This window comes from Brachybacterium sillae, assembly GCF_025028335.1.
GTDB classification, from domain to species: domain Bacteria; phylum Actinomycetota; class Actinomycetes; order Actinomycetales; family Dermabacteraceae; genus Brachybacterium; species Brachybacterium sillae.
Genome location: NZ_JAFEUW010000001.1, coordinates 1,999,939 through 2,019,846, shown reverse-complemented (window position 1 = coordinate 2,019,846; position 19,908 = coordinate 1,999,939). Strand labels below are relative to the sequence as shown.

Annotated in this window: 21 protein-coding genes and 2 pseudogenes; 8 read left to right on the top strand and 15 right to left on the bottom strand. The window is 70.6% G+C overall.

Annotated features, from left to right (window positions below):
- Window positions 1-110: 110 nt before the first annotated feature.
- From JSY14_RS09285 to JSY14_RS12580, 4 genes and pseudogenes are all read right to left on the bottom strand, one after another.
- Window positions 111-257 (bottom strand): hypothetical protein, encoded by a 147-nt coding sequence (locus JSY14_RS09285; RefSeq protein ID WP_259558551.1) that lies wholly within the window; start codon window positions 255-257, stop codon window positions 111-113.
- 3 nt (window positions 258-260) lie between these two features.
- A pseudogene (locus JSY14_RS09280) lies at window positions 261-665 on the bottom strand (PadR family transcriptional regulator); the annotation flags it as partial.
- A 72-nt stretch (window positions 666-737) separates the two neighbouring features.
- The gene (locus tag JSY14_RS09275; protein ID WP_259558549.1) at window positions 738-1,826 is read right to left on the bottom strand and encodes a DUF8606 domain-containing protein; all 1,089 of its coding nucleotides are present in this window, start codon (window positions 1,824-1,826) and stop codon (window positions 738-740) included.
- A 32-nt stretch (window positions 1,827-1,858) separates the two neighbouring features.
- Window positions 1,859-1,990: pseudogene (locus JSY14_RS12580) on the bottom strand (IS5/IS1182 family transposase); the annotation flags it as partial.
- Between the two features lie 283 nt (window positions 1,991-2,273).
- Here JSY14_RS12580 and JSY14_RS09270 point away from each other — a divergent pair.
- Window positions 2,274-3,098 carry a spermidine synthase gene (locus tag JSY14_RS09270; protein ID WP_259558546.1) on the top strand — a complete coding sequence of 275 codons (825 nt, stop codon included), beginning with the start codon at window positions 2,274-2,276 and terminating at the stop codon, window positions 3,096-3,098.
- Window positions 3,099-3,116: 18 nt separating this feature from the next.
- On the opposite strand, the gene JSY14_RS09265 is transcribed toward JSY14_RS09270, so the two are convergent.
- Window positions 3,117-4,247 (bottom strand): histidinol-phosphate transaminase, encoded by a 1,131-nt coding sequence (locus tag JSY14_RS09265; protein WP_259558543.1) that lies wholly within the window; start codon window positions 4,245-4,247, stop codon window positions 3,117-3,119.
- A gap of 207 nt (window positions 4,248-4,454) precedes the next feature.
- Here JSY14_RS09265 and JSY14_RS09260 point away from each other — a divergent pair, with 207 nt between their 5' ends.
- From JSY14_RS09260 to JSY14_RS09245, 4 genes are all read left to right on the top strand, one after another.
- A complete protein-coding gene (locus tag JSY14_RS09260) occupies window positions 4,455-4,946 on the top strand; it encodes a hypothetical protein (protein WP_259558541.1) in 492 nt (163 codons plus the stop codon).
- 94 nt (window positions 4,947-5,040) lie between these two features.
- Window positions 5,041-6,447 carry an adenylosuccinate lyase gene (purB, locus tag JSY14_RS09255; RefSeq protein ID WP_259558539.1) on the top strand — a complete coding sequence of 469 codons (1,407 nt, stop codon included), beginning with the start codon at window positions 5,041-5,043 and terminating at the stop codon, window positions 6,445-6,447.
- Window positions 6,440-6,973: a metal-sensitive transcriptional regulator gene (locus JSY14_RS09250; RefSeq protein ID WP_349773607.1), complete on the top strand. Its 534-nt coding sequence runs from the start codon at window positions 6,440-6,442 to the stop codon at window positions 6,971-6,973. Before purB ends, JSY14_RS09250 begins: the two co-directional genes overlap by 8 nt.
- A 196-nt stretch (window positions 6,974-7,169) precedes the next feature.
- On the top strand, window positions 7,170-7,838 hold the full coding sequence (locus tag JSY14_RS09245) for a DNA-3-methyladenine glycosylase (protein WP_259558537.1): 669 nt from the start codon (window positions 7,170-7,172) through the stop codon (window positions 7,836-7,838).
- On the opposite strand, the gene JSY14_RS09240 is transcribed toward JSY14_RS09245, so the two are convergent.
- The 10 genes from JSY14_RS09240 to JSY14_RS09195 form a co-directional block, all read right to left on the bottom strand.
- Entirely contained in the window at window positions 7,835-8,629 is a 795-nt protein-coding gene (locus JSY14_RS09240; RefSeq protein ID WP_259558535.1) for a fructosamine kinase family protein, read from the bottom strand. The two genes, JSY14_RS09245 and JSY14_RS09240, sit on opposite strands and share 4 nt — an antisense overlap.
- Before the next feature lie 4 nt (window positions 8,630-8,633).
- Entirely contained in the window at window positions 8,634-9,377 is a 744-nt protein-coding gene (locus JSY14_RS09235; protein WP_259558534.1) for an SDR family oxidoreductase, read from the bottom strand.
- 31 nt (window positions 9,378-9,408) lie between these two features.
- On the bottom strand, window positions 9,409-9,732 hold the full coding sequence (locus tag JSY14_RS09230) for a rhodanese-like domain-containing protein (RefSeq protein WP_259558532.1): 324 nt from the start codon (window positions 9,730-9,732) through the stop codon (window positions 9,409-9,411).
- A 158-nt stretch (window positions 9,733-9,890) separates the two neighbouring features.
- Entirely contained in the window at window positions 9,891-10,670 is a 780-nt protein-coding gene (gene pstB, locus JSY14_RS09225) for a phosphate ABC transporter ATP-binding protein PstB (RefSeq protein WP_259558530.1), read from the bottom strand.
- Window positions 10,671-10,692: 22 nt separating this feature from the next.
- Entirely contained in the window at window positions 10,693-11,871 is a 1,179-nt protein-coding gene (pstA, locus tag JSY14_RS09220; protein ID WP_259558528.1) for a phosphate ABC transporter permease PstA, read from the bottom strand.
- 5 nt (window positions 11,872-11,876) lie between these two features.
- Window positions 11,877-12,854 carry a phosphate ABC transporter permease subunit PstC gene (gene pstC, locus JSY14_RS09215; protein ID WP_432803629.1) on the bottom strand — a complete coding sequence of 326 codons (978 nt, stop codon included), beginning with the start codon at window positions 12,852-12,854 and terminating at the stop codon, window positions 11,877-11,879.
- Between the two features lie 133 nt (window positions 12,855-12,987).
- Window positions 12,988-14,118 carry a phosphate ABC transporter substrate-binding protein PstS gene (gene pstS, locus JSY14_RS09210; protein WP_259558526.1) on the bottom strand — a complete coding sequence of 377 codons (1,131 nt, stop codon included), beginning with the start codon at window positions 14,116-14,118 and terminating at the stop codon, window positions 12,988-12,990.
- 219 nt (window positions 14,119-14,337) lie between these two features.
- On the bottom strand, window positions 14,338-15,135 hold the full coding sequence (locus JSY14_RS09205) for a DUF4190 domain-containing protein (RefSeq protein ID WP_259558524.1): 798 nt from the start codon (window positions 15,133-15,135) through the stop codon (window positions 14,338-14,340).
- A gap of 20 nt (window positions 15,136-15,155) precedes the next feature.
- Window positions 15,156-16,112 (bottom strand): NUDIX hydrolase, encoded by a 957-nt coding sequence (locus tag JSY14_RS09200; protein ID WP_259558522.1) that lies wholly within the window; start codon window positions 16,110-16,112, stop codon window positions 15,156-15,158.
- A 1-nt stretch (window position 16,113) separates the two neighbouring features.
- Window positions 16,114-16,671 (bottom strand): GNAT family N-acetyltransferase, encoded by a 558-nt coding sequence (locus JSY14_RS09195; RefSeq protein ID WP_259558520.1) that lies wholly within the window; start codon window positions 16,669-16,671, stop codon window positions 16,114-16,116.
- Between the two features lie 472 nt (window positions 16,672-17,143).
- Here JSY14_RS09195 and JSY14_RS09190 point away from each other — a divergent pair, with 472 nt between their 5' ends.
- From JSY14_RS09190 to ygfZ, 3 genes are all read left to right on the top strand, one after another.
- Window positions 17,144-17,893, top strand: a complete 750-nt coding sequence (locus tag JSY14_RS09190) for a hypothetical protein (protein ID WP_259558518.1) — start codon at window positions 17,144-17,146, stop codon at window positions 17,891-17,893.
- 223 nt (window positions 17,894-18,116) lie between these two features.
- Entirely contained in the window at window positions 18,117-18,752 is a 636-nt protein-coding gene (locus JSY14_RS09185; protein ID WP_259558517.1) for a heme-binding beta-barrel domain-containing protein, read from the top strand.
- Window positions 18,745-19,896: a CAF17-like 4Fe-4S cluster assembly/insertion protein YgfZ gene (gene ygfZ / locus JSY14_RS09180; RefSeq protein ID WP_349773606.1), complete on the top strand. Its 1,152-nt coding sequence runs from the start codon at window positions 18,745-18,747 to the stop codon at window positions 19,894-19,896. The genes JSY14_RS09185 and ygfZ overlap by 8 nt, the downstream gene beginning before the upstream one ends.
- The last annotated feature ends 12 nt before the right edge of the window (window positions 19,897-19,908 follow it).

Below are 19,908 nucleotides of genomic sequence, written 5' to 3'. Positions count from 1 at the left end.
TTCGGTCGGGACGACGCCGCGCCGGATGCCTGGGCGGTCGGTCGGGCGACCGGCTCACGGGTCGACCGGGGGGGTCGACGAGGCCGTCGGCTGGGGGCTCGGGGTGTCGGTCATCGTGTCTCCTCGACGGATCCGGCGCGCGATCTCGAGGCGCGTGCGCACGCCCGCTCCAGTTCCTTCTCGGTGGTCTCCAGCCACCCGATGTACAGGGAGGTGTTCTGCCAGCCCCGGTGGTGGGTCAGGGCCTCGATCTCCATCAGTCACTCCGGGTCGATCTCGGGGACGGTGTCGGGGTTGGGCACCGGCTGGAACGGGCCGGGTTCGGCCGCGCGCTGCGCCCGACGGAACTCGAGCTCGCGGCGCAGGATCCGCAGCGCCACCTCGGGGCCCAGCTGCCCCGCGAAGTTCATCCACACCATGAAGGCCGGATCCATGGGGCGCTCCGCCGGCTCGAACTCCGACTCCCCCCACCGGCACAGCTCGCGGCGGCCCGCCTCGGTCAGGGAGTAGACCCGAGCATCCGGGCCGGTGTCGCGATGCTCGGTGGTGGAGGAGACCAGGCCGTCGGACTCCAGCGCCGCCAGAGCCCGATAGACGGGGGTCATGCTGGGACGGCGACCGAGCCAGCGCCCTTCGGTGCGCAGCCAGCGGCCGATGTCGTACCCGCTAGAAGGTCTAAGGGCAGCATCAGGGGGGCAGACACCGAGACCGCCTCAGTGGTTTCTTCTTCCGTTGCTCTAACCCTCAAGGCCGAACGCCTCTGTGACCTGCTCAATGGTGAACTTCTGCCGAAGCTTCGCCGCGGTGTTCTGGTTCGCGAACATGCCGTTCCTCCAGACCGCTCGCTCGCGTGGCACCGCCTTGATCCACGCGACGGGCACGACCCACTCGGCGTTCTCGTCCTCCGCGTCGCCATCATGCCGATACGTCCCGGCGAGCGGGAGGCTCTGCAGCGGGGTCTCGACGCCGTCGACCTCGACGAGCGCCTGGTCGAAGCGACGGGCCTCACCGATGACGGTGCCGACTCCGACGTAGCCGGACTTGGGGATGTGCACGAAGACTCGTGCGCCGATCGGCAGATTCTTCAGGGTCCGGGAGAACCATGCGCCGCCACCACCCGAAACGAAGCCGTACTTCTGCGCGTCTGCCCACTGGCGGGTGCCGCTGTCCTCGCCGAACGCGACGTACCAGTCGCTCCCGTTCCACGCTTCGCGGGTCTTCGTCTGACGTGCGGGGGCAACGCCGGGAGTCTGCTGCCCGTCGTGCTCAACCAGCCAGCTGCGCGCCAGGTACATCGCACCGTTGTCCTCGAAGTGGCGGAAGAAGACGACGTTGATGGGCACCCCGAAGTCCTCGTTCAGGAAACGCACGATGCGCTCCGTGGCTGCGTCGACGCTCGCGGCCACGATGGTGAACGTCTGCGTGCTATTGACATCCTCGGGGAGGGTCTCGTTGAAGCACTCGGCGAAGGCTTCCTCCAGTGCAACGCCAGGCCTGTACGTCTCGAAGATCGCTTGGATCTCGGCGCGTCCCAGCCCGGCGACCCAGGAGCCGTAATCGAGAGCTTGCGCGGTGACGTCGCGCGGGGTCTTGTCGCGCTTGAGCTCGATGACGTGCACGGCCGCGGTCTCGTCGAGCGCCAGCAGGTCGATGAACCCGCCGAACGCGGTCGCGACCTGCCGCCCGATGAGCAGCAGTGTCTCTCCGAGCATCGACGGATCCGACTCGATGTAGTTCTCGAGCTGGGACTCCAGGCCGATCGAGGTCGGGACGATGCGGCTGAGCTTGTTGCCGTCAGCGCGCCAAAGTCCCATTTCGACCGCCACGATCAGCCCTCCGCCTCGAACATTTCGGGCGCGAGGCCCTCCACAACCCGTCGGTCGTCACCGAACGGGTGACCACGCCGCCCGACATTGGACGGCAACAGCGGAGCGATCCGCTTCCACTGCGCATCCGTGAACACCCGATATCGAGAACCCGTCGACCTCACCCCACCAGACTGCCGCGAACCTCACGATGCATATGGGAGACACGCTCCTAGCCGGCTGCCGGGCCAATAGACCCAGCAGGGCATAGTCCCTCACGATCCCTCCCCGAGCCTGGTCGCACCTTGGCGCATCAGCTATGACCGCCGATGCATAGTGTGGCATGCCGTCGGGCCCGGCGGTGACACCGTGGGGAGAGAGGTCGCGGGCGGCGGCACCGCGGGGAGTGACACCACGGGTGGGAACGCTGCGCGGACCCTGCGGGAACGTCCCGGATACAGTGCCGTCATGCGTGAGGCGTCCGTGCGACTGCACCTGTCCGGTCAGGAGGCACGGATCGTGCCGCATCCCCACCTGGGCGGCTACGCCCTGGAGATGGGTGGTCTCGAGCAGTCCCACGTGGACCTCACTGATCCCACCCAGATCCACCACGAATATCTGCGGCGCATCGCCACCGTCCTGGATGACGCCTTCCCCGCCGGGCAGCCGCTGCGGGTGCTGCATCTGGGGGCGGGGGCGCTCACCCTCGCGCGATACCTGCAGGCCACCCGACCCGGCTGCGCCCAGACGGTGATCGAGATCGAACGGGAGCTGCCGGGGTTCGTCACGGACCACCTGCCGCTGCCCCCGGGCACGGACCTCACCGTGATCATCGGCGACGCGCGCCAGGAACTGGAGCACCTGGTGGCGCAGGGGTGGCGGGTCGACGCCGTGATCGTCGATGTGTTCAGCGGCGAGGCCACGCCTGAGCACCTGACCACCCCGTCATTCCACGCCCTCACCCTGCAGGCTCTCGGCCCCGGCGGGGCGGTGCTCGTGAACGTGGGGGACGATCCGCCGCTGCGGTTCTTCGCGCAGCAGGCGCGGGCACTCGAGGAGGCGACGGCGGAGGCCGTGCTGGAAGGGCCGTGGACGCTCACGGCCTCGACGATGCTGCAGCTGCAGCAGATGGGGAACCTGGTGCTGGCGGCTGGGGATGCGCTCGCTGCGGGCGGGCCCGAGGCGCAGATCCTTCGGCGCTCGCAGTGGCTCGCGGCCGGGCCCCACCCGGCGGCGGTCCTCGACCCCCACGAGACCGCGCAGCTGGTGTCGCGGATCCTCACCGAGCACTGACCGGCCCGGCGGCCGGGCTCAACGCTGACGCCAGGCCCCGCACACCTCGAGGATGCGGTCGTTGGCCTCGTCCTCCGCGATGGTGATGCGCACACCGTCATCCCCGTAGCGGCGCACCACGAGGCCACGGTCGGCGCAGAAGTCGGTGAACTCCTGACACTGCTCCCCCAGCGGGAAGAACACGAAATTGCCCTGCGAGGCCGGCAGCTCCCACCCCTGCTCCGCGAGCCCGGCCATCACCCGGGAGCGCTCGGACCGCAGGTGGGCAGTGCGTTCGGTCATGAGCGCCATCACCTCGGGCTCGAGGGATGCGAGCGCTGCGGCCTGCGCCAGCAGGTTGGTGCCGAACGGAAGGGTCACCTTCAGCAGGGCGTCGGCCAGCCGCGGATGCGCCAGGGCGTACCCGACGCGCAACCCGGCGAGGCCGTGCGCTTTCGAGAACGTGCGCAGCACCAGCAGGTTCGGAAACTCGCGGAACAGGCCCTCCGCGTCGATCCGCAGCTCCGGCTCCACGAACTCGCGGTAGGCCTCATCCAGCGCCACCACCACGTGGGAGGGCACCCGGCCGAGCACGGAGCGCACCTGCTCGGTGGTGAGGATCGGACCCGTCGGGTTGTTCGGGGTGCACAGGATCATCAGGGTCGTGCGGTCCGTGACGGCCGCGACCATCGCGTCAAGATCGTGCTCGAAGGTCTCCGTCAACGGGATCTGCCGACTCACACCCCCCTGCGCCCCGACGAGGATCGGGTAGGCCTCGAAGGAGCGCCACGGGAAGACCACCTCATCACTCGGATCCACCACGGCGCGTACCAGATCCCCGGTGACTGCGACGGCGCCGGTGGAGACCACGATCTCCTCCGGCGTGACGCCATGCTCGGCGGCGAGGGCCTGCCGCAGCTGCTGGTTCATCATGTCGGGGTAGCGGTTCGCGCCCTCCAGCGCGGCGATCACCGCTTGACGCACGGAGTCGATCGGCCCGAACGGTGATTCGTTCGACGAGACCTTGTACACCGTGAGGTCCTCGCGCTGCGGCGCCGGTCTCCCGGCGACATACGCGGGAAGCGCGTCCAGGGCGGGTCGCAGCCGGATCGCCTCCTCCCCCGGGGGGCTCGGCGGGTTCTGCTCGGTCGGCGCGTGCTCAGGGGCCATGCAGGTGAACGTACCCGGTCCCCGGGGACCGGTGTCCCGGGCGTCCGCGGGCTCGGAGCGGCCGCGGGCTCGGGGCGGTTGCTCCGCAGCGACATCGGACTGCGGCGACATGATGTCCCGTAGGTCGCGACATCATGTCGTCTGAGTCCACCAATCCGCGCGCGGCGCCGGCCGCACCGGGCAACGCCGGTACCCCGAGGAGGAGTCATGCAGGGATCCCGAGTCGTATCCCGTGGGGCTGCCGTGGGCACGGTGCTACTCGTCTTCTCGGCCTGTGGTGGCTTCGACACTCCCCTGCCCGCCGAGGACGCCGTCGCGCACTATGACGACGTCGCGACCACTGTCGCCGACGCCGCGGCTCCCGAGGCCTCGTGGAACCACGCCGAGTCCACCCGCCACGTGACGGCCGAGGACCCGGGCACCTGCCGCTACACCCCCGGTGACTGGTCGATGGACGGCCCCCTGATCTCACGTGACGGCAGAACCTGGGACGACCTCATCGGTGATCTCGGGCCGTCCCTAGAGAAGGCCGGTTTCGACCCTGTCGACGCTGCGTCCGAGCAGGCGTCGCGCCGCGTGCTCGAGACCACAGATGCGCACGGTGCGACGCTCCAGCTCACCGAGGACGGCAGAATGCGGATCCACAGCGCCCTCGTGGACGCCGACGCGTGCACTGAGTCCGCTCTCGGCATCGACTGACTGCTCCCCTGCGCACGCCTCATGCTCGCGCACCGCCCGTGATCCTGCCCCCGGTGGTGCGGGCGCGTCGGACGGGCGATGGAACAATGGCCCCATGCCGCAGTCCTTCGCCGACATCACCCCGCGCATCGCCCTGACCCCGCTGGACGGCCGCTACCGCGCGCAGGTCGCACCGCTGGTCGACCACCTCTCCGAGGCCGCGTTGAACCGCGCCCGCCTGGTGGTGGAGACGGAATGGGTGATCCATCTGCTCGACGGCGAGGTCATTCCCGGCCTGCGCCGGCTCACCGAGGAGGAGCGCGCCCTGCTGCGCGCCATCCCCGAGGACTTCGGCGCCGAGGGCATCGCCGAACATGCCGAGATCGAACGCGAGACCGTGCATGACGTAAAGGCCGTCGAGTACTACATCAAGAGTCGCCTGGCCGGCACCTCCCTGGAGCCCCTCGCGGAGATCGTGCACATCTACTGCACCAGCGAGGACGTCAACAACCTCTCCTACGCCCTCATGGTCAAGGGCGCGGTCGAGCAGGTGTGGCTGCCGGCGCTGCGGGAGCTCATCGACGACCTCACCCACCTGGCCCGTGAGACCGCCGAGGTGCCGATGCTCTCCCGCACTCACGGCCAGCCCGCCACCCCCACCACGCTCGGCAAGGAGCTGGCGGTGTTCGTGCATCGCCTGCAGCGGCAGGCCCGCCGCATCGCCGCCGATGAGGTGCTCGGCAAGATCAACGGTGCGACCGGCACGTACGCGGCGCACGCGGTGTCGGTCCCGTCGGCGGACTGGCAGCGGGTCTCCCGCACCTTCGTGGAACATCTGGGTCTGACGTGGAACCCGCTCACCACGCAGATCGAGTCGCACGACTGGCAGGCGGAGCTGTACTCGGATGTGGCCCGCGCCGGGCGCATCCTGCACAACCTCGCCACCGACGTGTGGACGTACATCTCGCTGGGCTTCTTCCGGCAGCGGCTGTCGGCGCAGGGCGGCACCGGCTCCTCCACCATGCCGCACAAGGTCAACCCGATCCGCTTCGAGAACGCGGAGGCGAACCTGGAGATCTCCGGGGGCCTGTTCGGGGTGCTGGAGCAGACCCTCGTCACCTCCCGCCTGCAGCGTGACCTCACCGACTCCACCACGCAGCGCAACATCGGCCCGGCCTTCGGGCATTCGCTGCTGGCGATCTCCAACCTGCGCAAGGGCCTCGCGGGCCTGGACGTCGACGCCGAGACCATGGCCGCCGATCTCGAGGCGAACTGGGAGGTGCTCGGTGAGGCCGTGCAGTCGGTGATGCGCACCCTCGGCGTGCAGGGCACCGAGGGCATGGAGAACCCGTACGAGCGGTTGAAGGAGCTCACCCGCGGGCATCGCGTGGACGGGGCGGCGATGCGCGAGTTCATCGGCTCGCTCGGGTTGCCCCCGACGGAGCGCGACCGCCTGCTGGCCCTCACTCCGCAGACATACACGGGACTCGCCGCGCAGCTGGTGGAGCACCTCGATGACTGAGCACGGGACCGACCGCGCAGCGGCCGGCGAGGTGGCGCCCGATGCCGAGGTGCCTGGTACCGAGGTGCCCGGTGCCGAGGTGCCCGAGTCGTACGACACCCTGGGCCTCGACGGCTCCGGGGAGGCCGACGGGGCCGCTCTGCCGAGCACTCTCGACTCCGCTGCCGCCTCCCCGTCGCCCGATGCCCCTGGGGTCTCCCCCGCGACGCACAGCACGCCGGGGTCGCCGGACGCCTCCACCCCCGCCCCCGGCTACCACGACGCGAAGGCCGCCTACCTGCGCCGCCTGAAGCTGGTGGAGGGCCAAGTGCGGGGGCTGCAGCGGATGATCGAGGACGACGTCTACTGCATCGACGTCCTCACGCAGGTCAGTGCCGTGACGAAGGCTCTGCAGTCCGTCGCCACCGCCCTGGTCGACGACCACATCCACCACTGCGTGCACCAGGCCGCCCACTCCGGAGACCCGGCCGAGCTCGACGCCAAGATGGATGAGGTCATGACCGCGGTCAAGCGCCTCATGCGCTGACAGCCCGCAGTCGGCCTGCGCCGCACCCTCGCACCCGGCCGTCCCGGTCCAGCCCGCCCGCCCCCTCGCGCCCGCGCGCCCGGACGTGTGGAGGATAAAGTGGGGAATTCGGGTCGAATTCCCTACTTTATCCTCCACACGTGGGCGGGGGTCCGCTGTCGGACAGGGGCCCAGACGCGTTCGGCACAATGGCGTGATGCCCGTCCCTCACCCTCGTGTCGAGCCCCTCCCCCGCCGGTGGTTCGACCGGCCCGTTCTCGAGCTCGCGCCGCTCCTGCTGGGGTGCGAGCTGATCGGGCGGGGAGTGCGTCTGAGGATCACCGAGGTCGAGGCGTACGTCGGGGCGCTGGATCCGGGGTCGCATGCGTACCGTGGTCGCACCGCCCGCAACGCGACCATGTTCGGTCCGCCCGGGCACCTGTACGTGTACCGGCACATGGGCCTGCACGTCTGTATGAACGTCGTCGCCGACGCCGAGGGCACCGCGACCGGGTGTCTGATCCGGGCGGGAGAGATCGTCGAGGGAGCCGACCTGGCCCGGGAACGCCGCAGTGCACGTGGCGTCACCCGTCGTGATCGTGATCTCGCACAGGGTCCCGGCCGCGCCACCGTGGCCTGCGGGGTCACCTGGGAGGACAACGGCATGGATCTCTGCACGCCCATCACACCCGGGGCGGACCTCCTGGACTCGCCGGTGTTCCACGTCCTGCCCCGCGATCCGGAGCGGCCGACCCCGGTGGTGGCCACCGGCCCCCGGATCGGGCTGCGCGAGGAGGCGAGCGACCCCGGCCTGTACCCGTGGCGGTTCCGGATCCTCGGCGACGCCACCGTCTCCGGCCCCGCCGCCCTCAACCGGACCGGTTAGCCGCGCGCCACAGCGGCGGCCAGGGACCGCGCCGCCTGCGCCCCGTATCCGCCGCCGAAGAGCAGCGCATGCACCAGAAGCGGCACCGCCTGGTACGGCAGCACCCGCTGCTCCCACCCTGCGGCCAGGGGGAAGGCCGCGTCGTACGCCGCGAAGGCCTGCTCCCCGAACCCGCCGAACAGCCGCATCATCGCCAGGTCCACCTCCCGGTGGCCGTACTGGATGCTCGGGTCGATCAGCCATGAGCGGCCCTGCGGATCGAGCAACCGGTTGCCCGCCCACAGGTCACCGTGCAGCAGCGACGGCGGCTCCGGCGGTCCCAACACCGCGACCACCACTGGCGCCTCTGGATCCACCCCGACAGTCAGCTCGGCGAGACGGTGGGCGTCGCGCACCGCCGCCGCGGGCAGGTTGCCCGCGCGGTGCGCCTGCTCGGCGAGCGGCACGATCCTCCGCCCCACCCAGGACTCGGTCCAGGTGGAACAGGGGGTGAGGTCGATCGGGGCCTCCCCCAGCCAGGCCACGGGGCGCTCCGGGTCACCGTACGGCCCGGGGCGAGCGGTGCGGCGGTGCAGCTGGGCGAGCTCCCGACCGAAAGCCTCCTCCGTCTCCGGGGTGCGGCGGCCCGTGGCGTCGATCCGGTCGATCACCAGCCGCGTCGCATCGACTGACCGGACCTGCGGCACCCGGGCACCGGCGGCGGCGAGGCGTCGCAGACCGTCGGCCTCCCGCGTGAGGAAACCCTCCAACCCGTCGGGCCGTTCCTTGAGGAACACGTCCGTGGCGACCACGCCCTCAGCGGGGCCGCACCGACACGGAGTCGACCACCGCGTCCTCCCCCGCGCTGAGTGCGAAGGCCACCGCCTCGGCCACCGACTGCGGTCGCAGATAGTTCTCGGGCTCGTACTCGCCCTGCTCGAAGTCCCGCAGCTGCCGCTGCATGTCGGAATCCACCCGCCCCGGATGCACGCTGGTGACGCGCACCCCGTGCGGAGCCTCCTCGGCGCGCAGGGCATCGGTGAGGGCCCGCAGCGCGAATTTCGACGCCGCGTAGGCGCCACCGCCGGGATTCGCCCGGAACCCGGAGCCGGAGTTGATGGTGACGACGGTGCCGCGGGCCTGCCGCAGGGCAGGCAGCAACAGCCGGGTGAGACGCGCGACGGCGATCACGTTCACATCGAAGGACCGTTCCCAGTCCTCATCGGTGAGCTGCTCCAGGCTGCCGGAGGCCAGCACCCCGGCTGAATGCACCACGGCGTCGAGGCCGCGCGGCAACTCCAGGGCAGTGACGGCGGCCTCCACGGCAGCGGCGTCGGTGAGCTCGGCGACGAACGCCTCGGCACTGGGCAGGGCGGCCGCCTGAGCAGCCATCGCCTCGCGATCCCGGCCGGCGAGGATCAGGTGGTGCGTCGGCGCCAGACGCTCGACGATGGCGGCGCCGATGCCGCGGGCCGCACCGGTGATCAGGACGGTCGGCGGGACCGCGGAGTCCCGGGGGTGAACGGTCTCGGTCAAAGCCTCGGCCACAGCTGCTCCCATGTCGTCACCCACGTCCTGTCCCGTCCGACGCTCACAGGATGTACGGCTCGGCGTCGCCGTCGGCGGTCAGCGGCAACCCGGCCTCCGACCAGGCGCCCATGCCACCGCGGACGTTGATCGCGTCGTAGCCGTTGCCGTTCAGCCACTGGGTCACCTGGGCGCTGCGCCCGCCTCCGCGGCACACGATGTACAGGTCGCCCTCCTCCGGCAGCTCCCCCATCCGTTCGATGAGGGAGCTGGCGGGGAGGTGCTGCGCGGTCGGGGCGTGCCCGGCGTCCCACTCGGACTGTTCACGTACGTCGATCAGGTGGGCGCCCTCGGGCACCTCGGTGGGGTCCACACTCTCGAAGGTCATGCCCCGAGGATACGCACGCCATGTGGAGGCCCGATGGGTGTCGACGCCGACGTCCCCACCCCGCCCCGACCCCCACGACGCGCGCCATCCCACAACGCACATCGGCCCCGGAGGCGAATCCTCCGGGGCCGATGTCGTGCTGTGGTCCGATGCTCGGCTCAGCCGAAGCGACCGGAGATGTAGTCCTCGGTCTGCTTGTTCGAGGGGTTGGTGAACATCTTCTCGGTCTCGTCGATCTCGATCAGATGCCCCGGCTTGCCGGTGCTGGCGATGTTGAAGAAGCCGGTGCGGTCGGAGACGCGGGAGGCCTGCTGCATGTTGTGGGTGACGATCACGATCGTGTAGTCGGTCTTCAGCTCATGGATGAGGTCCTCGATCGCGAGGGTGGAGATCGGGTCGAGGGCCGAGCATGGCTCGTCCATGAGGATGACCTCGGGCTTCACCGCGATGGCGCGGGCGATGCACAGACGCTGCTGCTGGCCGCCCGACAGACCCATGCCCGGTCGGTCCAGGCGATCCTTGACCTCTTCCCAGAGGTTCGCGCCGCGCAGGGACTTCTCCACCAGCTCGTCACCGGCGGACTTGGAGATGCGCCGGTTGTTGAGCTTCACGCCCGCGAGCACGTTGTCGCGGATCGACATGGTGGGGAACGGGTTGGCCTTCTGGAACACCATGCCGACGCGGCGGCGCACGTTCACCGGATCGACGCCCGGGCCGTAGATGTTTTCGCCCTCGATCTCGACCTTGCCCTTGGCGTAGGCGCCGGGGATCACCTCGTGCATGCGGTTGAGGGTCCGCAGGAAGGTGGACTTGCCGCAGCCGGAGGGGCCGATGAGTGCGGTGACGGACCGCGGGTGGATGGTGACGTTGACGTCCTCCACCGCTAGGAAGTCGCCGTAGTAGATGTTGAGGTTCTCGACGTTGATGGCCTGAGGCACGATCGGTCCTTTCGAGGAGGGCTCAGCGGCCGAGCTTCGGCGCGAAGAAGTAGCTGACGAGTCGGGCGATGATGTTCAGCGCCATGACGATGAGGATCAGGGTGAGCGCCGCCGCCCAGGCGCGGTCGTAGTTGACCGTGGTGGAACAGGCGTGGGCGACCTTGGTGATCGGGTTCGTCATGGTGTCGGAGTTGCAGACCGCGTTGCCGAGCCGGTACTGGCTGTTGATGAACGTCGGCAGGGTCTGCATGCGCCCGGAGAACATGTTGGCGTTGAGCATCGGCAGGGAGCCGACGGTGAGCAGCAGCGGCGCGGTCTCGCCGATCACGCGGGCGATCGCCAGGGTGATCGCGGTGGTGATGCCGGCGATGGCGGTGCGCAGCACCACCTTCACGATGGTCAGCCACTTCGGCACGCCGAGCCCGTAGGCGGCCTCGCGAAGCTCCAGCGGCACCAGACGCAGCATCTCCTCACTCGACCGCACGACCGTGGGGATCATCAGCACCGACAGCGCCACGGAACCCATGAGGCCGATGCGGATGCCCGGGTCGTTGGTGATGGTGATGAACAGCGCCAGACCGAACAGACCGGCGACGATCGACGGGATACCGGTCATCACGTCCACCAGGAAGGTGATGCCGCGGCCGAGGGTGCGCATCCAGCCGTAGCGGGCGTACTCCACCAGGAAGATCGAGGTGAACAGGCCGATCGGCACGGAGATGAGGGTGGCGCCGAGGGTGATGAGCAGGGTGCCGACGATGGCGTGGGAGATACCGCCGGCGTCCATACCGCCGATGACACCGGCCATGTCGGTGCCCCAGAAGGCGAAGGGCGTCGGGTCGAAGAGCTTCGCCGCACCGCGCACGGTCACCTCGAGCAGCAGCGACACCAGGGGGATCATCGCGAGGGCGAAAGCTCCGACCACCAGGAGGGTGACGAAGCGGTCCATGGCCCAGCGGCGTCCCTCACGAGCCCGGGAGTAGGCGTAGGCGACGACGAGGTGCAACAGGTAGCCGACCACCACCAGGGCACCGATGTTGAATGCGCCCAGGGCCAGCAGCAGGATCGCGGCGAGCACCAGCGCGGCGATCCCGGTGAACACCAGGTGGTAGACGGGCAGGCGGGTCTCCCCGGCACGGGAACCGGAGACGAGCGCGCGCGAGCCGGAGGGCGGCGTGGTCGTGGGCGTGGTCGCGGTCATGTCTCTCAGCCCTTCTGACGCTTGGTCACGATGGCGCGGGCCAGCGCGTTGATGATGAAGGTGATGACGAACAGCACCAGACCGGTGAAGATCAGGCGGGCCATCACGTCCGGGCTCGCCTCCGCACTCTGGGAGGCGATGTTCGCGGCGATCGACTGGTGGCGGCCGACCTCGAGGATGTGCAGCGAGAACGTGGCCCCCGGGGAGAGCACCATGAGCACGGCCATGGTCTCGCCGAGCGCGCGACCGAGGCCCAGCATCGATGCGGACACCACGCCGGAGCGGCTGAACGGCAGCACCACCGTCTTGATGGTCTCCCAGCGCGTGGCTCCCAGAGCGAGGGCCGCCTCCTCCTGCAGGCGCGGCGTCTGCAGGAAGACCTCGCGGGACACAGCCGTGATGATCGGCAGGATCATCACCGCGAGCACCACGGAGGCACTGGCCAGGTTGCGCATCGGCGCAGTGGGCTCACCCGCGAACAGCGGGATCCACGCGAAGTATTTGTTGAGGAACAGGTAGAGGGGCTCAAGCCTCGGCACCAGCCACACGCCGCCCCACAGACCGAAGACCACCGACGGGACGGCGGCCAGCAGGTCGATCATGAAGCCCAACGGCGTGGCGAGCGCGCGCGGCGCGAAGTGCGAGATGAACAGGGCGATCCCGATCGCCACCGGCACCGCCATGATCAGCGCCAAGACGGCGGCGAACACGGTGCCGAACACCAGCGGCATCGTGAACTCCACGAGGGAGACCGCATCGGCGTTGCCCGTGACCTCGCGACTGTCGCGGATGGCGGGCATGGAGCGCAGGGTCAGGAAGATCGCGACCAGCGCCAGGGTGAGGAAGATGATCAGCCCGGACCCGACCGAGAGGCCGGAGAAGACGACGTCACCCGGTCGACGCACGGACTTGGCGGGACCCGAGTCCGCCTCGGGGCGGGGAGCCGCGGGCGGCGGCGTGGAGGTGGCTGCGGTGGTGCTCACTATGGGCCTTCCTGAAGCAGCGGGGAATCGGGACGGGGCTCGGAGCCCTCACGCACGGCGCGCGCCGCCGGGGGCGTGGATGCCCCCCGACGGCGCGGCGGTCACGACATGGTCGTGGGTGCGGTATCGGTGATCAGCTGGCGGCCTTGATCTTGTCGATCGAGGCCTTGGCGTCGGTGGAGAGCTTCTCCGTCAGCGGCGCGTTGCCGGCGGCCTCCTGGGAGGCCTGCTGGCCCTCCTGGGAGGTGATGTAGTTGGCGTAGCCCTTCACCAGGTCGGCGGTGGCCTGATCCTGGTAGGTGTCGCACAGCACCAGGTAGGAGACGAGCACCAGCGGGTAGGCGCTGGGGTCGGTCAGCTTGCGGTCGAGCTCCACGACGATGTCGCCCTCCTCGCGGCCCTCGGCGCGCGGGGACAGCTCGACAGCCTTGGCGGCGGCCTCGGGGCTGTACTCGACGAACTCCTCACCGACCTTGATCTTGGCGACGCCCAGGTTGCCGGCCTTGGAGGCGTCGGCGTAGCCGATGGTCCCGTTGCCACCCTCGACGACCTTCACCAGACCGGAGGTGCCGTCGCCGGACTGGCCGCCCTGCACCGGCCAGGTCTCGACCTCGCCGTGGGTCCACACGTCACCGGCGGTCTCGGAGAGGTAGTGGGTGAAGTTCTCGGTGGTGCCGGAGTCGTCCGAGCGGTGCACCGGGACGATCGCCAGGTCGGGCAGCGTGGCGTCCGGGTTGTCGGCGGCGATCTTCGGATCGTTCCACTTGGTGATCTGACCGGAGAAGATGCCCGCGATGGTCTGCGGGGAGAGCTGCAGGTTGTCCACGCCCTCGAGGTTGTAGATCACGGCGATCGGGGAGATGTACACCGGGACGTTGAAGGCCTTGCCACCCTGGCAGGTGTTCGCGGACTGGGTGATCTCCTCCGGCGTGAGGGCCGCGTCGGAGCCGGCGAACTGCACGCCGCCGTTGAGGAACTGCTCACGGCCGGCGCCGGAGCCCACAGCGTCGTAGGTGACCTGGGCCTCGGGGTTGAGGGCTATGAAGCTCTGGGTCCACGCGGCCTGAGCGGCCTCGGCGGAGGAGGCGCCCGCACCGGCGAGCTGACCGGAGAGGGCGCCGGAGGTGGCACCACCGTTGTCGGAGGCGCCACCGTTCTGGCCGCCGGCGGCGTTGTCGGTGCCGCCACCACAGGCGGCGAGGCCGAGCGCACCCGCGAGGCCGAGCGCGGCGAACGCGACGATCTTGTTCTGACGAGCAGTCACAGCTGTTCCTTTCGAGGGGCGCTACAGCCCGGACGAGGTGGGCGCCGCGGTCCGGCGCCGCGTCCGAAGGTAGGGAGCACAGATGACGCGCCAGCCCCATTCACGTGAACGGTGGGTAAACGGACCGCTCTGGAGGTCATTGTTGCAGGTCAGCAGAGCATTACGGATACGTCACATTCGTCTGGGAGTGCTGCTTCAGGCGTGCCGCTGCGAGGCTGTTCAGTAACCCGAGGCCCCCAGGAACACCACGAACACCACCCAGATGAGGATGAAGACCAGCGCGATCACCATCAGCGCCGTCCCGATCCACCCCATGACGATGCCTGCGACGGCGAGACCGTCGCCGTCCTTCTGTCCACCGCGCGTCTCCTTCCGGGCCGAGTATCCGAGGAACAGCGCCACCGGGGAGACGATGTACAGCTGGAGGACGACCCCGATCAGGCCGAACACCAGCGCGGCGATCGCCTTGCCGGACGTCTCACGGGGCACCGCGCCGGTGGCGGCACCCGTGCTGCCCTGACCGTCGGCGCTCTTACCGTAGACGGCCTGCCCGACCGTGCCCGGAGTAGACGCGCTCTGGCCGTAGATGTTTTGGCCGTAGGTGTTCTGGCCGTAGATGTTTTGGCCGTAGGTGTTCTGGCCGAAGGTGCTCTGGCCGTAGGACGTCTGGCCGTAGGCGCTCTGACCGGCCGCGTTCTGCTCCGGGGCGCTCTGGCCGTACGTGCCCGGGCCATACCCGTTCTGCCCGTAGGCACTCTGCCCCGAGGCTCCGTGCCCATACGCGCCACCCCCGTACGCGCCGCTCTCGTAGGGGCTAGAGCCGTAGGGACTGCTCGCCGAGCCAGAGGTCGTCGAGGTCCCGCTCGGCGCGGGGCTCCATGCCGCGGAACCACCCGCGGGCGCGGCCTGACCGGGCCGCCCAGCGTCGGGGTACCACGCCTCGCCGGCGCGCTCCGCACCTTCGTGGGAGGGATTCTCGGGGGACGGAGCCGACGGGTACGACGAGAAGTGGGTCATGGGCCCATCATGGACGATGCTCAGGGCCGCCGTCCCTCGATATTGGGCAGATGTCGTTCGATTGCGACAACCGTTCCCTCCGGCGTCACATGGAGAACCAGCATCTCCCCGGCAGCCAGGAACGGATCCGAGCGCGGCAGTTCCAGTGCGACCTCACGGGTGGAGAACTCTCTGACCTGGGACATCACGGTGGGCAGCACCGGCCGGTGGGTGCACAGCACCAGAGGACGGGCCGCGCGGAGGACCCGCTCGACCACTGCCCCGGCCCGGGAGGGCCGAGCCGCGTGGCCGGCCTCCGTCAGCTCGTCCTTGGTGATGACCTCCAACCCTGCCGCCCGCGCGTAGGGTTCGACAGTCGCGAGGCACCGCTTCCAGGGACTGGAGACGACCGCGGCGGGTGCGAAGGCGTCGAGCACCGGGGGCAGCGCCGCAGCCTGGTCACGTCCCTTGCTGTTCAGCGGGCGACTCCCCTCCCCCTTGCGCCACTTGGCCCGCGACCGCGCTGCGGCGTGGCGCTGGATCACGATCGGCTGGGTGCGCAGCGCCCCGGCCTTCTGTTGGCGACGAAGAGCATCGATGAGCACCCGGTCGCTCTGCCGGGTCAGCAACCGGTCGGCGCGCGCCAGGGGCACCCACCGCACCTCGTCGATCTCCTTCGGGTTCTCCGGTCCCGGCCCGGTGGTGGAGCGCACCGTCCCCACCCAGTACTGCACGATCTTGGTCCGCCCGTCGGGCAGCAGATACACGGCGGTCGGCAGCGGACGATGCAACCGCACCTTCACCCCGGTCTCCTCGGCGACCTCCCTCACCGCCGCCGCCGGGAAGGTCTCGCCCGGGTCGAGCTTCCCCTTGGGCACCGACCAGTCGTCGTAACGGGGTCGATGCACCAGCAGGACCTCGAGATCCTGGTCACCCTCGCGCCACACCAGGGCACCGGCGGCGAGCACCGGCGCGGTCCTTTCGGGGGTCACACGCATCTCAGCCCTCCCCGTCCTCGACCGGTCGCGTGGTCGCCCGGGGCGCAGCACCCTGCGCGGCGTACTGCACGTGGCGGCGCCTCTCCCGGAAACCCAGCGTCTCGTACAGGCGCACCGCACCGATGCTGTCCGCCTCGACGAACAGTTCCGCCACCCGGGCCCCGTCCTGCCGAACCGCCTCCAGGGCGCGGGTGAGCAGCATGCTCGCCAGCCCTCTCCCCTGGGCCTCCGGATGGGTGGCGACCACATACACCTCCGCGGTCGCGCTCCCCGGGGCACGCTTGATCCACACCACCGCCGCCGGACGTCCGTCCAGACGGGCCAGGTGCACGTCAGCGGGCGAGAACCACGGCTCGGCGCGGCGGGCATCGAGATCCTCACGGGTGAGGGTGCCCTGTTCGGGGTGGTGGGCGAAGGCGGCGGCGTTCAGGGCCAGGAAGTCCGCGGCGTCACGGTCATCGTGCAGACCCCCGACGGTGAGCCGCGGCGCCTGCGAGGTTCCCGCCGCGCCCCTTCGCGGCGACCGTGGGGCGATCGGATCGTCGAGGGGGAGTTCCATCTCCAGCAACACGCGCTGCGCGTCGAGCCCCGCCCCCGCAGCAGTGCCCCCGCGGGGGGCAGGTCCCCGTGCGCCCACACCCGCGCGGTGGGCCGGCCGCTCAGCGCCTCACGCAGCAGGGCGGTGCCGTGGCCGCGTCGGCGGTGTTCCGGGGCGACGAAACCCTGCACGGTGCCGTCCTCCAGGATGCTCACGACCCCGACCACGGAACCGTCGGATCCCTCCCGCGCCAGCAGGTGAGTGGCCCGACGCGAGCCCTCACCGCGCAGGGCCAGGAGGGCCGCTTCATCGAGGGGGGCGACGCCGTCGGCCGCCTCCACCCGGTGCACCAGTCGGAGGATGTCCTCCACGGGGGGCCGGGGGGTGCTGTCGATGGGGAGCACGTCGCTCCTTCCGTCGCGTCAGGGGCCGAGGCGGTGGTCGGCTCGTAGACTAACGGTCCAGTCGTCGGCACGAGCACACGGGAGGTCCCATGACGCCCGCGCCTCGGGCTCCGCTCGGTGCCGCTCTCGCCCTGCTCCTGGCTCTGGCCGCGCTCAGCGGGGCCGCCGCCCCGGTGATCGGCGCGGGCGTCGTGATCGTGCTCTCCCTGGCGATCGGTGCCGGGTGGCCGTCCCTCGCGGAGCTGCGGGCCAGCCACGGCACCCGCCGCGTGGTCGCGCTCACCGGTGTCGGCTCGGCCCTGCTGACCCTCACCGCCGGGGAGCGTCTGGACCCCTTCGCGGCTCTCGCCGTGGTGTGCGCGGGCGGGGTCTTCGCGGCGTTCGTCCATCAGATGCTCCGCCAGGAGCGCACCGGCCTCGCAGCCTCCCTCACCAGTACGGTCGCCGGTGCCCTGCTCACCGGCCTCGCGGGGGCCTGGGTGACCGCACTGGTCGTCGCGTCCGCCACGGGGTTGATGGTGGTGCCGGTGGCTGCGGCCATGAGCCTCGCCGTGGGGTCCCTGGTGGCCTCCCTGCCGATCGCCCCCACCGTCAGGATCATCGCCGGGGTGGCCGCTGCCTCCGCCACCGCGATGGTGCTGCTGGACCGCCTGGGCGGGTTCCCGTTGTGGCAGGGCGGCCTGCTGGGATTGCTGCTCGCCTGCGGCACCGCCGGGGTGGTGGCTCTGCTGCAGTCGCAACTGGTCTCACGCGACCCGGCACCATCCCTGGCGGCGGCCGCCGCGCCCGTCGCCACGGCCGGGACCATCGTGCTGCTGGCCGTGCAACTGCTGCGCTGACCGCTGCGGCAGCACGCCCCGCTGCGGCATGGCAGCCCGCGCGGCCGCCCCGCGCGACCCGCACCCACTCGCCCTGCGACCACCGGTCCGTGTGTCGGCGGCGTCGATAGACTGGGCGGCATGTCGATGATCTCGCTGTTCTTCCTGCTGCTGTCGGCCCTGGTCGGCCTGGGCACCGCCGGGTTCGCGGTGCTGGTGATCTCGCGTCTGTTCGGTCGCTGAGATGCCCATCCCTCTGGATCTCTCGCTCCCGGAGTCGCTGTACCCGCTGGCGTGGCTGGTCGGCACCTGGGAGGGCGAGGGCGCCGTGCAGTTGCGCGGTGAGGATGGCGAGATCGTCGAGCGCCGCGTGGAGCAGCGCCTGCAGGCGACCCCCACCGAGGAGGGGCAGTTGTCCTGGCACGCCGTCACGCATCTGATCGACACTGCTGCCCCTCTGCCCCCCACGTCCGCCTTCGCGAAGGACGGCACAGTGCCACCGCGGTACGTCGGCACCGGAGAGCGGCACGAACTGCTCGACGAGCGGGGCGTGTGGACGGTCGGAGAACCGCTGCCCGGCCAGGATCTCGCGGCCGCCCGCGCGGCACGTCCCGGTGACCCCGCCGGCATCGTGTCCTACGCGCTGGATGCCCGCTTCGCCGGTGACGACTCGGCGGACGGCGACCCCACCGCCGCTCCGGCGTGGCGGGGGGAGGTGCGGGGGCCGCGCATCCAGCTCGGCGTGGCTGATCCCCTGCCGGAGACCCGCCTGTTCGGTCTGGTCGGCGGCCGCCTCATGTGGTTGTGGGAGCGGGCCGCCGACGCCGCCCATCCCGAGGATCTGCGTCCCTACCTCTCCGTGGAGCTCGACCGTGTCTGAGGTGACCACCGGGACAGCGGGTACCCCGATCGGTCCGACTCGCCTCCCCCTGTTCTCCGTCGGGGCCGTCCTGGGTGACGGCCCCGACGCCGTGGTGCCCGTCCACTACGGCGCGCCGCTGCGGGAGCAGCGCCGTCTGCTCGCTGGCCGCGCCGTGGTGGATCTCGGCCAGATGGAGGTGCTGGAGGTCCGCGGGGCGGACCGTCTGACCTGGCTCACCACCGTCACCAGCCAGGTGCTGACCGATCTCGCCCCCGGGGAGTCCCGCGCCCTCACGGTCCTGTCACCGCAGGGCCGGGTGGAGCACCTCGCCGCCGCCGCGCCGCTGACCGACGACCCCGATGCCCTGCTTCTGATCACCGATGCCGGGGGACGCGCCGGGCTGCTGCGGTACCTCACGATGATGCGGTTCGCCGCTCGCGTCGAGTTCCGCGAACGCGACGACCTGCGGGTGCTGGGAGCAGTGCGCCCGGCAGCGGAGGTGCTGCGCGAGGACACTCCGCCCGCCGTCGCGGTGTGGCGGGATCCGTGGCCGGGCGTGGTTCCCGGCGGGGTCGCCTACGGCCCCGACCCGGATGAGGTCACCGACTGGGTGCTCACGGTGGTGGAGGACGCCGCCGCCCGACGCGTGGACTGGTCGGTCGAACAGCTGGCCGGGATGGCCGCCGCGGAGGCCCTGCGCATCGCCCGCCACCAGGTGCGTGCCGCCCGGGACCTCGACGACCGCACGATCCCCCATGAGGTGGATCTGTTGCGCACCGCCGTGCACACCGCGAAGGGTTGCTACCGGGGGCAGGAGACCGTCGCCAAGGTCCTGAACCTGGGGCAGCCCCCGCGTCGCCTGGTCATGCTGCACCTCGACGGGTCACAGGATCTCCCGCCGCGCCCGGGTGGCCGTGTGCTGCTGGGGCAGAAGGAGGTCGGTACCGTCACCTCCACCGCGATCCACGCCGACCTTGGGCCGATCGCCCTGGCACTGGTGCGTCGTGCCCTGCCGCTGGAGGCCGACGTCGTCGTCGAGATCCCCACCGGGGTGGAGACCGCGGACGGCGGGGATCCGGCCGTGCTGCAGGTCGATGCCCGGCAGGAGGCGGCCGTGCTGCCGCGCGACCACGGTCCCCGTCCCGCGACGGCCCGGCTCTGAGGGGCGCAGCGG